At 75.9% G+C, this 12,876-nt stretch carries 13 protein-coding genes; 6 read left to right on the top strand and 7 right to left on the bottom strand.

The features are described 5' to 3' along the window. Positions 1 to 82: 82 nt before the first annotated feature. Positions 83 to 1,501, bottom strand: a complete 1,419-nt coding sequence (locus ACK586_RS21045) for a class II fumarate hydratase (protein ID WP_409332463.1) — start codon at positions 1,499 to 1,501, stop codon at positions 83 to 85. A gap of 155 nt (positions 1,502 to 1,656) precedes the next feature. On the opposite strand from ACK586_RS21045, the gene ACK586_RS21050 reads away from it, so the two are divergent. From ACK586_RS21050 to ACK586_RS21060, 3 genes are all read left to right on the top strand, one after another. Then, positions 1,657 to 2,265, top strand: a complete 609-nt coding sequence (locus tag ACK586_RS21050; RefSeq protein ID WP_409332464.1) for a hypothetical protein — start codon at positions 1,657 to 1,659, stop codon at positions 2,263 to 2,265. Between the two features lie 170 nt (positions 2,266 to 2,435). Continuing rightward, positions 2,436 to 3,533: a hypothetical protein gene (locus ACK586_RS21055; protein ID WP_409332465.1), complete on the top strand. Its 1,098-nt coding sequence runs from the start codon at positions 2,436 to 2,438 to the stop codon at positions 3,531 to 3,533. 68 nt (positions 3,534 to 3,601) lie between these two features. Further along, entirely contained in the window at positions 3,602 to 4,222 is a 621-nt protein-coding gene (locus tag ACK586_RS21060) for a DUF1707 SHOCT-like domain-containing protein (protein ID WP_409332466.1), read from the top strand. A 135-nt stretch (positions 4,223 to 4,357) separates the two neighbouring features. Here ACK586_RS21060 and glpX read toward each other — a convergent pair whose 3' ends face one another. Beyond that, on the bottom strand, positions 4,358 to 5,419 hold the full coding sequence (gene glpX, locus ACK586_RS21065) for a class II fructose-bisphosphatase (RefSeq protein WP_425330393.1): 1,062 nt from the start codon (positions 5,417 to 5,419) through the stop codon (positions 4,358 to 4,360). Between the two features lie 132 nt (positions 5,420 to 5,551). Between glpX and ACK586_RS21070 the strand changes: the two genes are divergently transcribed. After that, positions 5,552 to 6,160 carry a DUF4245 domain-containing protein gene (locus ACK586_RS21070; protein WP_409332467.1) on the top strand — a complete coding sequence of 203 codons (609 nt, stop codon included), beginning with the start codon at positions 5,552 to 5,554 and terminating at the stop codon, positions 6,158 to 6,160. Between the two features lie 141 nt (positions 6,161 to 6,301). After that, on the top strand, positions 6,302 to 6,601 hold the full coding sequence (locus ACK586_RS21075) for a hypothetical protein (protein WP_409332468.1): 300 nt from the start codon (positions 6,302 to 6,304) through the stop codon (positions 6,599 to 6,601). Here the strand turns inward: ACK586_RS21075 and ACK586_RS21080 are convergent, their stop codons facing one another. From ACK586_RS21080 to ACK586_RS21090, 3 genes are all read right to left on the bottom strand, one after another. Further along, positions 6,602 to 6,832, bottom strand: a complete 231-nt coding sequence (locus ACK586_RS21080) for an exodeoxyribonuclease VII small subunit (RefSeq protein ID WP_409332469.1) — start codon at positions 6,830 to 6,832, stop codon at positions 6,602 to 6,604. Beyond that, complete coding sequence (gene xseA, locus ACK586_RS21085) at positions 6,829 to 8,049, bottom strand: exodeoxyribonuclease VII large subunit (protein WP_409332470.1); 1,221 nt, start codon at positions 8,047 to 8,049, stop codon at positions 6,829 to 6,831. Before xseA ends, ACK586_RS21080 begins: the two co-directional genes overlap by 4 nt. A 180-nt stretch (positions 8,050 to 8,229) precedes the next feature. Then, a complete protein-coding gene (locus tag ACK586_RS21090; protein WP_409332471.1) occupies positions 8,230 to 9,300 on the bottom strand; it encodes a hypothetical protein in 1,071 nt (356 codons plus the stop codon). Positions 9,301 to 9,487: 187 nt separating this feature from the next. On the opposite strand from ACK586_RS21090, the gene ACK586_RS21095 reads away from it, so the two are divergent. Continuing rightward, positions 9,488 to 10,444 (top strand): 4-hydroxy-3-methylbut-2-enyl diphosphate reductase, encoded by a 957-nt coding sequence (locus ACK586_RS21095; protein WP_409332472.1) that lies wholly within the window; start codon positions 9,488 to 9,490, stop codon positions 10,442 to 10,444. A gap of 48 nt (positions 10,445 to 10,492) precedes the next feature. Here ACK586_RS21095 and ACK586_RS21100 read toward each other — a convergent pair whose 3' ends face one another. Beyond that, a complete protein-coding gene (locus ACK586_RS21100) occupies positions 10,493 to 11,386 on the bottom strand; it encodes a DUF6542 domain-containing protein (RefSeq protein WP_409332473.1) in 894 nt (297 codons plus the stop codon). Positions 11,387 to 11,634: 248 nt separating this feature from the next. After that, positions 11,635 to 12,714: a DNA recombination protein RmuC gene (locus ACK586_RS21105; RefSeq protein WP_409332474.1), complete on the bottom strand. Its 1,080-nt coding sequence runs from the start codon at positions 12,712 to 12,714 to the stop codon at positions 11,635 to 11,637. Between the last annotated feature and the right edge of the window lie 162 nt (positions 12,715 to 12,876).

Consider the following 12,876-nt stretch of genomic DNA (forward strand, 5'->3'; position numbering starts at 1 on the left):
GGCCCGCCCCCCCCACCCCCCCCCCCCCCGCGCGCCCCCGGGCCCCCCCCCCCCCCCCCCCCCCGCCCCCCCGGGGACCGGCTCACGGGTGGGTCATCGAGAGGACGTCGAGGGCCTCGTCGAGTTGCGCCTCGGTGAGCTTGCCCTGGTCGACGTAGCCGCGCTCGAGCACGACCTGGCGGATCGTCTTCTGCTCCTTGAGCGACTGCTTGGCCACGACCGCGGCCTCCTCGTAGCCGATGTACTTGTTCAGCGGCGTGACGATGGAGGGGGAGGACTCGGCGTACTCCCGGCAGCGGTCGACGTTGGCGGTGATGCCGTCGACGCAGCGGTCGGCCAGCACCCGGCTGACGTTGGTCAGCAACCGGACGGACTCCAGCACGTTGCGGGCCATGAGCGGCAGCGTCACGTTGAGCTCGAAGACGCCGGTGGTGCCCGCGAAGGTGACCGCCGCGTCGTTGCCGATCACCTGCGCGGCGACCTGGATCGTGGCCTCCGGGATCACCGGGTTCACCTTGCCCGGCATGATCGAGCTGCCGGGCTGCAGGTCGGGCAGGTTGATCTCGGCCAGGCCGGTCCGCGGGCCCGAGCCCATCCAGCGCAGGTCGTTGGCGATCTTCACCAGGCCGACGGCGATGGTCTTGAGCTGGCCGGAGGCCTCGACCAGGCCGTCGCGCGAGCTCTGCGCCTCGAAGTGGTCGCGCGCCTCGGTCAGCGGCAGGTCCAGCTCGCCGGCGAGCGTCTCGATGATCCTCGCGGCGAACCCGGGCGGGGTGTTGATGCCGGTGCCGACGGCGGTGCCGCCCAGCGGGAGCTCGCCGATCCGGGGGAGCGAGGCGTGCAGGCGCTCGACGCCGTAGCGGACGGCGGCGGCGTACCCGCCGAACTCCTGGCCGAGGGTGACCGGCGTGGCGTCCATGAGGTGCGTGCGGCCGCTCTTGACCACCTGGGCGAACTCGTCGGCCTTGCGCGACAGCGACAGCTCCAGGTGCTGCAGCGCCGGGATCAGGTCGCGGACGATGGCGCTCGTCGCGGCCACGTGGATGGCCGAGGGGAACACGTCGTTGGACGACTGCGACGCGTTGACGTGGTCGTTGGGGTGCACCGGCCGGCCGAGGGCCTCGGTGGCCAGGGTCGCGATGACCTCGTTGGTGTTCATGTTGCTCGACGTCCCCGAGCCGGTCTGGAAGACGTCGATCGGGAAGTGCTCGTCGAACTCGCCCTGGGCCACGCGGGTGGCGGCCGCGCGGATCGCGCCGGCGATCTCCGCGTCGAGGACGCCGAGGTCGGCGTTGACGCCGGCGGCCGCGCCCTTGATGGCGGCGAGGGCGCCGATGAGGGCGCGCTCGATCGGGGTGCCGGAGATGGGGAAGTTCTCGACGGCGCGCTGGGTCTGGGCCCGCCACTTGGCCCAGGCCGGGACCCGCACCTCCCCCATGGAGTCGTGCTCGACGCGGTACTCCGCGCCGGCTGGGTCCGGACCGTCCTGTCGAGGGGCCACGCTGCGCTCCCGGTGGGGTGAGTGGGGTCGGTGCTCCGGGAGCGACCCTAGATGCCGCCCGCTGCCCCCTCCGGAGGGAGGCGTCCCCGCGTCGCACCCCGGGCCGGCTCCGCCGCACGTACCGTTCGCCGACCCACCGAGGCCGAGGAGTCCCGATGACCGAGCAGCACCCCCCGTACGGGACGACCCCCGCACCCGGTCCGCATCCCGCCGCGGGATGGCCGGCGCCGTCCGAGTGGACGCCGGCCCCGGCCCCGGCCCCGGTGCCCGCGTCCGGGGGCGGTCCCGCACCCGCGGCCGGCGGGTGGCGCCGGCGGCCCGTGCTGACCGCGCTGGCCGTCGCCGCGGTCGCCGTCCTCGGGACGGCGGCCGCGGCGGCCACCGCCACGGCGCTGGTGCTCTGGCGGGCCGACGACGTCGGCGAGCGGATCGGCGCCGGCGCCGGCGAGGCGCTCGGGCGGGCGCAGATCGAGGCCACCGAGCGGATGTACGAGCTGGACCAGGAGTACTTCTCCGAGGAGTCCTACGGGTGGAGCGCCTACGGGCCCGGTGAGGTGGAGCAGTTCCCGCCGGTCCCCCCGGGCGAGCTCGGCGCGGACCCGCAGCTGGACCGGTACGCCCAGGAGTGCTTCGACGGTGACCTGGACAGCTGCGACGACCTCTACGCCGAGTCGCCGCCGCTGTCGGCCTACGAGGAGTACGCCTCCACCTGCGGCGGGCGGGTCAAGACCTACTCCATGCCGCTGTGCACCGAGCTCGGATGACGCCGGCGCCAGCGACTCGCAAGTCGCGCGCAACCAGCGGGTCGCAGGGTGCACGTGGGTCGTACTCGTGACCCGTACGTGCTGGTCGTCGCCCGGGGTGCCACATAGCATCCCCACGCCACGGCCCGCCGTGTGTCGTCCCCAGCCGTCGCCCGAGAGGTCCGTGCACCATGTCGCAGCCGCCGTATCCGCCCCCGGGTGGTTCTGACCCGTCCGGTCAGCAGCCCGGCTCCCAGGGCTGGGGGCAGCAACCGGGGCAGGGTGGACAGCCCGACGAGCCCACCCGGCAGATCGGCCAGCCCGCACCGCCCACCTCGCAGTTCCAGCCCGGCCAGCCCGGTGGCGAGCGGGACCAGACCGCCCAGTTCGGCCAGCCGGAGTACGGGCAGCAGCCCCAGTACGGGCAGCCGCAGTACGGCCAGCCGGAGTACGGGCAGCAGCCGCAGTACGGCCAGCCGCAGTACGGCCAGCCGCAGTACGGCCAGCCGCAGTACGGGCAGCCGCAGTACGGCGGCCCCGGTGGTCCGGGTGGGCCCGTCCCGCCCGGCTACGGGCCCGGGGGCCCCGGCGGTCCCGGTGGCGGATCGTCGGGCAGCGGCAAGCTGATCGCGATCATCGTCGCGGTCGTGGTGGTCCTGGCCGGGGTCGGCGTGGGCCTGTTCTTCCTGCTCCGGGGCGACGGCGACGACAACACCGCCAGCCCGACCACCACGAGCCCGGCCACCACGACGTCGTCGCCGACCACCGGGACCGGCGACCCCACCACCTCGTCCCGCCCCACGACCACCGCCGGTGGCGGGTCGGGGGACGTCCCGGACGGCGTGCCGCCGCGCAACCTCGGCGACGACCCGACCGGTGAGTTCCAGCCCCTGGCCGACGCGTGCTACGCGGAGGACTGGGAGGCCTGCGACGAGCTGTGGATCTCCACCCCGATCGACTCGGCCTGGGAGGAGTACGCCGGCACCTGCGGTGGGCGTGTCGCCTACCAGTCGGGCACCTGCGTGAGCCGGCTCGGCGACGGCATGGACGCCGGCGAGGAGCCGTCGGTCCCGTCGAACCTGCCGGCCGGGTCCCCGCCCCCGACCGGGGCGCCCGAGCCCGACATCGACGAGGTGGCCGCCGGCTGCGGGCAGGGTCTGGTCGCGCTGTGCGACGTCCTGCGGATCCTCGAGGGTCAGCCCGGCTACGAGGCGTTCGTCGACTACGGGAAGACCTGCGGTGGGCGCAACCCCGCCACCGAGGAGTTCTGCACCGACATCTACGCCTGACCCGGCACTCCGACGGCCCCGCTCCCCGGTCCCCGGGGGGCGGGGCCGTCGCCGTCTACGGTCGGGGCGTGACCGACGACGCCGACCGGCCCCCTGTCGTCCGTGCCTCCGACGCCGACCGCGAGGCCGTGGTCGCCCGCCTGCAGGCCGCGCTCGCGGAGGGCCGCATCGACGTCGACGAGTTCGGCGAGCGCGCGGGCGCGGCCCACGCCGCGGTGACCACCGCCGAGCTGGCCGGGCTGGTCGCCGACCTGCCGGGCCCGCCGGTCGCCGCGCCGGTGGAGGTCGTCGGCGCGCGCGCTCCGGAACGGGTGACGTCCTTCTTCGGCGACGTCGTCCTCGCCGGGACGTCGGGGATCCCGCAGGCGGTCGCCACCGTCTTCGGCGACATCCGGCTGGACCTGCGCGGGCTGCGGACCACCGCCGACCGCGTCGACCTGCGCCTGGGGGCGGTGTTCGGCGACGTCGACGTGGTCGTCGACGAGGGCGTCGAGGCCGAGCTCAGCGGCTGGACCGTCTTCGGGGACAAGCGCACGCAGCTGGCCCCGATCCCGCGCGCGGCCGGCACCCCGCTCGTCGTGGTCAGCGCCCGGACGGTCTTCGGGGACCTGCGGTTGCGCAGCCTCGCCCCCGGCGAGCCGACCAGCCGCTGGCGCGCGCGGTGGGAGAACTGGCACCGGGGGCGATGACGTCGTCGTCCTCCCGGACGACACCGCGCGGCCAGGTGCCGTCCCCCGCCGGCGCCGAGCCCCACGGCCGGTCCCGGCGAGAACCCTGCGGGCCCGTCCCCGGATCCGGCAGGGGGTCGTGCGGCCTGCCTCTCCCTAGTCCCGCTCGGCCCGGTCGAAGGGGACGGCGGAGTAGGCGCGCAGCTTCTCCAGCGAGTGCAGGCTGTCGATCAGCCGGATGGTGCCCGAGCGCGAGCGCATCACCAGCGACTGCGTGGTGCAGCCGCCGGCCCGGTACTGGACGCCGCGCAGCAGCTCGCCGTCGGTCACGCCGGTCGCCACGAAGAAGACGTCGCCGGCGACGAGGTCGTCGATGGACAGCACCCGGTCGAGGTCGTGCCCGGCGTCGATCGCCTTCTGCCGCTCGTCGTCGTCCTTGGGCCACAGCCGGCCCTGCAGCGCGCCGCCCATGCACTTCAGGGCGCACGCGGCGATGATCCCCTCGGGCGTGCCGCCGATGCCGAGGAGCACGTCGACGCCGGTCCCCTCGCGGGCCGCGGCGATGGCGCCGGCGACGTCGCCGTCGCTGATGAACTTGATCCGGGCGCCGGCCTCGCGGACCTCCTGCACCAGCTGCTCGTGGCGCGGCCGGTCGAGGATGCAGACGGTCACGTCGCCGACGGAGCTGTGCTTGGCCTTGGCCACCCGGCGGATGTTCTCGGCCACCGGGGCGGTGATGTCCACGACGTCGGCGGCGGCCGGGCCCACGGCGATCTTCTCCATGTAGAAGACGGCCGACGGGTCGTACATGGCGCCGCGGTCGGCCACGGCCATCACCGCGATCGCGTTGGGCATGCCCTTGGCCATGAGCGTCGTGCCGTCGACCGGGTCGACCGCGACGTCGGTCTCCGGGCCGTACCCGTCGCCCACCTGCTCGCCGTTGTAGAGCATGGGCGCCTCGTCCTTCTCGCCCTCGCCGATGACGACGACGCCGCGCATGCTCACCGTGCCGATGAGCGCGCGCATCGCGTCGACCGCGGCGCCGTCCCCACCGTTCTTGTCCCCGCGGCCCACCCAGCGCCCGGCCGCCATGGCCCCGGCCTCGGTCACCCGGACCAGCTCCAGCGCCAGGTTCCGGTCGGGAGCGGGGCGGTCGGCGAGGAAGGTGCTCGCGCGGTTGGTCGGGCTCGGCCGGCCGTCGGGGAGCGGAAGGGACACGTGACCTCCTGGGTGAGGACCCTGTGCTCCGCCCGTCGCGGACTCGGGGCAGGGCCCGGGACGGGAGACGGTGCGGCGGTGGGCGCCGTCGGCGGCAGCAGGGCGGGGGAAGCTTGCTGCGATCCTAGGGGTATGACCGCGACCGGCCCCTCGGAGCAGCAGCCGCCCGGCCCCGCGGAGGAGCTGCCCCCGCCCTCCTCGGCGGTCGAGCGGGCCAACCGCCTGAGCGCGGCCAACATGTTGCGCTCCCTGGCGCCGCTGGTGCTGATCTGCCTGGCCGTGGTCGCGTGGCTGGCCTTCCTGCGGCAGGACGTCCGCAGCGATCCGGTGCGCGAGGTCGACCCCTCGGGCAGCATCCGCGCCGCCGCGGAGATCGCCGCGTTCCCGCTCGAGGCGCCGGCCGGCCTGCCCGAGGGCTGGCGCGCCACCGACACCGACTTCGAGGGTTCCGGGCCCGGCGAGCGGGTCACGTTCGGGATCGACTACTCGACCCCGTCCGGGGACTACGCGCTGTTCCTGACCAGCGACGACCCGCAGGCCGGGGCGGTCGACGCGGTGCTCGGCGGCGCCGGGGCCGACGGCACCGCCGACGTCGGCGGGCGCGAGTGGACCCGGTCGACCACCGAGCGAGGGGAGACGGCGCTGTCCCGCCGGGACGGCGACGTCGTCGTGCTCGTCACCGGGGACGCGAGCGACGAGGAGCTGGGGACCCTGGCGGCCTCGGTGCGACCGGTCGACTGAGAGAGCCGTCACTAGCACATCCGTTACGACTTGATGACGCTCCGGTGCGCCGCACCGTGTGACGTCTGTGACAGGCGGGACTCTCTTCGCCCCGGCCCCCGCAGTACGCACAGGGGCCACCGTCTCAGTGAGGAGACCGGCGTGAACGGATACGGCGTGTGCCGCGGCGGCGACCACCGTGCGCCCCAGTCCGGCGGGTCGTGCCCCTGCGGCATGGTCACGCGCATCCCGGCCCGGCGGCCGGCCCCCGCACCGCTCGGGGCGGACGTGCTCGCCCTGCTCGACAAGTGCCTGCGCGACGGGCCCGGGGTCCTCGACCCCCAGGCATCCGGCCTGCTGCGCGAGCGGGCCGCCCAGCTGCTGGCCGCGCTGGACGTGCCCGGGCTCGACGCGAGCGGGTTCGGCGTGGCCGGCGCCCGCGTGGAGGACGCGGCCGCCTGACTACTGCTGCTCGGCGGGGGTGGCGGCGGCGAGCCGCTCGCGGGCCCGGTCCAGCCAGTGCTGGCACAGCTCGGCGAGCTGCTCGCCCCGCTCCCACAGGGTCAGGGACTCCTCGAGCGTGAGCCCGCCCGCCTCCAGCTTCCGCACCACGTCGGCCAGCTCCTCGCGGGCCTGCTCGTAGGTGGTCGTCGGGGCCTCGGGTGTCGCGGGGCTCTGGGGCGGCGTGCTCACGGCTGACCATCCTGCCTGGCGACCCGGACGGGCAGCCGACCACCGGCCACCCGCACGGTGAGGCGCTCGTCGTCGCCCACCTCGGCCGGATCGCGGACGAGGGCGCCGTCGGCACGCTGCACCACGGCGTACCCGCGTTCCAGCGTCGCGGCGGGGGAGAGGGCGGCGACGCGAGCGCGGGCGTGCTCGAGGTCCCGCTCGGCGCTCTCGACGCGGTGGGTGAGCGTGCGCCGGGCGCGCCCGCGCAGCGCGGCCACGTCGTCGGCGCGGCCGTGCAGCATCCGCTCGGGAGCGGCCAGCACCGGCCGGCTGCGCACGCCCTCCAGCCACCGCTCCTGCTGCTCCAGGCGACCGGCCAGCACGACGCGGGCCCGCGACCGCAGCGCATCGACGAGCCGGCGCTGCTCGCCGATCTCGGGCACCACCCGGTGGGCGGCGTCGGTGGGCGTGGCGGCGCGGACGTCGGCGGCGTGGTCGACCAGCGTCGTGTCCGTCTCGTGGCCGACGGCGGTGACCACCGGCGTCCGGCAGGCGGCGATCGCGCGGACCAGCCCCTCGTCGGAGAAGGGCAGCAGGTCCTCCACCGATCCGCCCCCGCGGGCGATCACGATGACCTCCACGGCCGGGTCGCGGTCGAGCCGCTGCAGGCCCTCGATCACCGAGGCGGCGGCCATCGGACCCTGCACGAGGCTGTGCTGCACGGCGAAGCGGACGGCGGGCCAGCGGCGGCGCGCGGTGACCAGGACGTCTCGCTCGGCGGCGCTGTCCTTGCCGGTCACCAGGCCCACCACCGCCGGGGCGAAGGGCAGCGGGCGCTTGCGCGCGGTGTCGAAGAGCCCCTCGGCGGTGAGCAGCCGGCGGATGCGCTCGATGCGGGCCAGCAGCTCACCGAGGCCGACGGCGCGGATCTCCGTGGCGCGCAGCGAGAACGACCCGCGGGCGATGTAGTAGTCCGGCCGGGCCCGCACGACGACCCGCGCACCCTCGGTGAGCTCCAGCCCCGGCCGGTCGGCGACGTCGCGGGCGCAGGTCACCGGCACGGACAGGTCGGCGGCCGGGTCGCGCAGGGTCAGGAAGACGGTGGCCGCACCGCGGCGGGAGAGCTGCGCGACCTGCCCCTCGACCCACACCTCGCCGAGCCGGCCGATCCACTCGGCGACCTTGCGCGCCACCGTGCGGACCGGCCACGGCGCCTCGGGGGACGACGGGCTGGTCATGCCGAGGAGACTGCCACGTGCGTCCGGCGTCCCCCGGCCCCGTCCCGGGCACCACCCCGAGCGGGCGAGGGGTGGGGAGGGCGGGGCCCTTCGTGCACGCCGGTCCGACCGATCCCTGCGTGCGCCGCACCCCGGCCGCGGCGGGCGGGGACCCCGACCGCCGCGGTCACGGCGGAGCCGTCACATGCCGCGGGGCGCGAGCGGGCTGGCCTCGACGGCCTGCCGCTCCAGCTTCTCCAGCCGGTTGCGCAGCATGCTGACGAAGGGCTGGCGGTTGCGCGAGGACTCCTCGTAGGCCAGCAGGTCCGACACGGTCGACAGCTGGTAGCCGCGGAGCCGGCCGCGCAGCTGCGCGACGGTCCAGCCGTCGTAGCCCTCGATCGGGGCGCCGCCGGCGGCGTCGCTCCCGGCGTCCCCGGCGTCTTCCGCGGTGTCCCCGGCGGTACCGGTGGCCGCGCCGCCGGCGTCCAGGTCGGCGGTGCCCTGGGCCGCCCCCTCCGCCTCGGCCTCGGTGACCGGGGCGGCACCCGGCTCGGCCGGCTCCAGGTCGGCGAGGGTCTCCGGCGCGGCGATCGCCTCGTCGGTGACGGTGGCCTCGACGGTCTGCACCTCACCGTCGGGGGAGAGGACGTCGACCTCGGTCACCTCGACGCCGGTCGTGTCGTCCTCCGGGGCGGACCCGGCGCCGTCGGTCTCCAGCAGCGCGGACTCGAGGGCGTCCTCGGGGGTGAGGACGGCCTCGGCGTCGGCGAGGTCCCCGTCGCGGGCGGTCACCTGGTCGGTGATGTCCTGCAGCGTCTCGACGACCTCGTCGGGGTCGGGGACGGCGGCCAGCCCGGAGATCTCGTCGTCGACCAGGCCCGGGCCGGAGGTCACGGCGTCGGTCTCGTCGAGGGCTGCGGCGGTGTCCTCCACCGACAGCTCGTCGTCGTGGTCGGGCACCTGGGCCGCTGCGCGGTCGAACGCCGAGGCGCGCGCGGACGGACCCGCCGGGACCTCGACCTCGACGTCGTCGTCGTCGAAGGTGGCCAGGCCCGGCTCGTCCTCGCCGCGGATGCCGGTGAGCACCTCGTCGCCGCGCGCCACCAGGCCGGCCCACTGCTGCTGCACCTTGAGGGCGGTCTGCATCGCCAGGCCGACCAGCCGCACCGGCAGGCCCGGCAGCGTGCCGGGGATCTTGCGGGCCTCGTCCAGCACGGTGGCGGCGAGCCCGACGTAGGCGCGGACGGGCTGGGGGATCTCACGGGACATGTGTCCCAGGGTGCCGCAGCCCGGCGTGTCCGGCAGCCCGGCCCCGGCGGAAGTACCCGGTCGGGGCATGAGTTCCGTCACCGGACCCCCGGCCCACCTGCAGGACCACGGGTGGCCCCGGTGCAGGGACCCGCGCCGAGCTCGCGAGGCGTGGGGGGCAGCGGGGTCCTGTACCTACCATGAGGTCATGGCCGATCAGCGCGGACGCGTCCTGCTCGCAGACCCCCGGGGCTACTGCGCCGGCGTCGACCGCGCGGTCGTGGCCGTGGAGCGTGCGCTGGAGATCCACGGCGCCCCCGTCTACGTCCGCAAGCAGATCGTCCACAACAAGCACGTCGTCGCCACCCTCGAGCGGCGCGGGGCGGTCTTCGTCGACGAGACCGACGAGGTGCCCGAGGGCTCGGTCGTCGTGTTCAGCGCCCACGGGGTCTCCCCGGCCGTGCACGAGGAGGCCGCCCAGCGCTCGCTGCGCACGATCGACGCGACCTGCCCGCTGGTGACCAAGGTGCACGCGGAGGCCAAGCGCTTCGCCAAGGACGACTTCGACATCCTGCTGATCGGCCACCGCGGGCACGAGGAGGTCGAGGGCACCTCCGGCGAGGCCCCGGCCCACATCCAGCTGGTGGACGGCGCGGACGACGTCGCCAACGTGCAGGTGCGCGACCCCGAGAAGGTCGTGTGGCTGTCGCAGACCACGCTCTCGGTCGACGAGACGCTGGCGACGGTCGACGCCCTGCGCGATCGCTTCCCCACGCTGAAGTCCCCGCCCAGCGACGACATCTGCTACGCCACCCAGAACCGCCAGCAGGCCGTGAAGCTGATGGCGCCCGGCTGCGACCTGGTCCTCGTCGTCGGCTCGACGAACTCGTCGAACTCCGTCCGGCTCGTGGAGGTCGCCCTGGAGGCCGGCGCCCGTGACTCGCACCTGGTCGACTACGCCGCCGAGATCGACCCGGCCTGGCTCGAGGGCGTGACCACGGTCGGCGTGACCAGCGGTGCGTCCGTGCCGGAGGTGCTGGTCGACGAGGTGCTCGACTGGCTGGCCGAGCGGGGCTACGGCGACGTCGAGACGGTCAAGGCGGCCGAGGAGAGGCTCGTCTTCGCCCTGCCGCACGAGCTGCGGGTGCGCCGCACCGCCGAGTAGACGGAGGACCCTCTCGCCCCCACCGCTCGCGCGGGCCCGGCGAGGGGCTCAGCGGCGGGCGGCCCAGCGGACGAGCGCGAGCACCAGCGCGGTGCCGGTGGCGGCGGCCATGATCGGGAAGCCACCGCCGAGGACGAGCTTGGTCGCGACCGCGGTGCCCGCGGCGAGGACGGGGTTCCTGCCCTCGCCCACCGCGAAGGCCGGTGACGTGAGCACGTGGACCGCGGTGACGGCCAGCAGGACCAGGGGCGGGGCGACCACCATCGTGGTGAGGTCGCGTCGGCGGACCAGCAGCGTGGCCACCGCGGTGCTGGCCACCAGACCGACCAGGGTGATCATGCCCAGACCGGTCGTGCCGATGGCATCGACGTAGCCGGCGGCCAGCGTCACCAGCAGGACGCCGAGGACGGCGACGCTGCCGCGCAGCCGGCTGCCCCGCTCCGGGACGGCGGGCGCGGCCGCGCGACCCTCCCGGCCGGTGGCGCGGGCGCCGGGACGGCGGTCCTGCTCGCGAGCGTCGTCGACCGGCGGGCGGGCGCGGCGCCGGTCGGCATCGGGCGACAGGCCGGCCGAGGGGCGCGGGTAGCCGGGGGTGGCGCGGGCGGGCTCACCGGGGTGGCGCGGCCCGCCCGAGCGGTCGGCCGGCGGAACGGGCGGGCGGCCCTGCGCCGCCGGGCGCTGCGCCGGGGGGACCGGGCGCTGGGCGGCGGGTGCCGGACGCTGGGCAGCGGGTGCCGGACGCTGGACCGGGGCGGCCGGTCGCTGCCCGGGTCCGGCGGACCGGCCGTGCGAGGGCAGCGGCGGGAGCGGGGGCAGCGGCGGTCGAGCGGGACGCTCACCGGGGGCCGGCCGGCCGCTGCGGGGAGCGGCGGTGCCGCCGGCGGGCCGGTCGGCGCGTCCTCCGGCCTCCCGCCAGGTGTCGGCGGCATGCACCGAGGCCATGGCGCACCTCCGTCCCGTTCGCGGGGAGCCCGGGGAGGGGCTCCCGTGTCGAAGGCCCACGGTATCGAGCGCAGCTGTGCTCGGGGGGCAGGCGAGGCCCGACGCGCGCGGGCAACATGTGCCCAACCGACCGGCCCGCGACCACCACTGCCCGTGCCCGGCGAGGCGGGTGTGGCGGGGAGTGACGCGCGGGCCCGGAGGGGTGCCGCGTCGCCGGTCAGCGGCCGGTCGGTGCGGCCGGCGGCCGGTCAGCCTCCGGTGCCGTCCCGGCTCTCGGGCAGGCCGGCGGCGTCGTCCTGCGGGACGGGGGGACGCAGGGTCCGGACGGTCGCCTCGATCGGCTCGGGCGCCGGGACCTCGGTCTCGGCGATGCCCAGCTCGTCGAAGCGCCGGGCGGCGGTGAGCACCGAGCGCTCGTAGGAGCCGACCGTGTCGTTGTAGCGGGCCATCGCGGTGCCCAGCGCCGACCCCAGCCGGGTCAGGTGGCCCGACAGCGTGGTGAGCCGGGCGTGCAGCCGGCGGCCGACGTCGAGGACCTGGTCGGCGTCGCGGGCCAGCCGCTCCTGCCGCCAGGAGTAGGCGACGGTGCGCAGCAGCGCCAGCAGGGTGCTGGGTGTGGCCAGGACGACGTCCTTGCCGAAGCCGTACTCCAGCAGCCCGGGCTCGGCCTCCAGGGCGGTGGTGAGGAACCCGTCGGAGGGCACGAACAGGACGGTGAAGGGGGCGGCCGGCCGGAACGCGGTGGGGTACCGGCGGGCCGACAGCTGGTCGACGTGCGTGCGCAGCTGGCGGGCGTGGGCCGCGACCCGCTCCGCGCGCACCGCCTGGTCGGTGGCCTGCACCGCGTCGATGTAGCCGGTGAACGGCACCTTCGCGTCGACCACGACCTGCCGGCCGTCGGCGAGGGTGACCACGAGGTCGGGGCGGACCCCGGCACCGGCGTCGTTCGTGGCCGACGGCTGCTCGACGAAGTCGCAGTGCTCCAGCAGCCCGGCCACCTCGACCACGCGACGCAGCTGCACCTCGCCCCAGCGCCCGCGCACGTGCGGGGTGCGCAGCGCGGTGACCAGCGCCGCGGTCTCCTGGCGCAGCAGGGCCGAGGTCTGGCCGACCGTGCCCATCTGCTCGCGCAGCTCGCCGTGCGCGGTGGCCCGGTCCCGCTCGATGCCGGCCAGCAGCCGGTGCAGGTGGTCCAGCGACTCGTGCACCGGCTCGAGCCCGGCCTCGGCCGGCCGGCGCCGTGCGAGCAGTGCCACGACCCCGAGGGTGACCGCGGTGGCCAGTAGTGCGCCGATCAGCAGGCCGAGCAGGAGGGAGGCGGCGTCCACGTCCGGCAGGGTGCACCACCCCACCGACGAAACCGCCGAAGTGGCCACTTCGGCGGTTTCAGGGGATGCTCCTATGGATCGTCAAGCCGCCGGGGCGAGGTTCTTGGCAGGTTGGGCGGGGCGGAGGACGTAGTAGAGCTCGCGGGCGATCATGCGCTTGAG

It is taken from the genome of Trujillonella humicola, assembly GCF_046233715.1.
GTDB lineage: Bacteria > Actinomycetota > Actinomycetes > Mycobacteriales > Geodermatophilaceae > Trujillonella > Trujillonella humicola.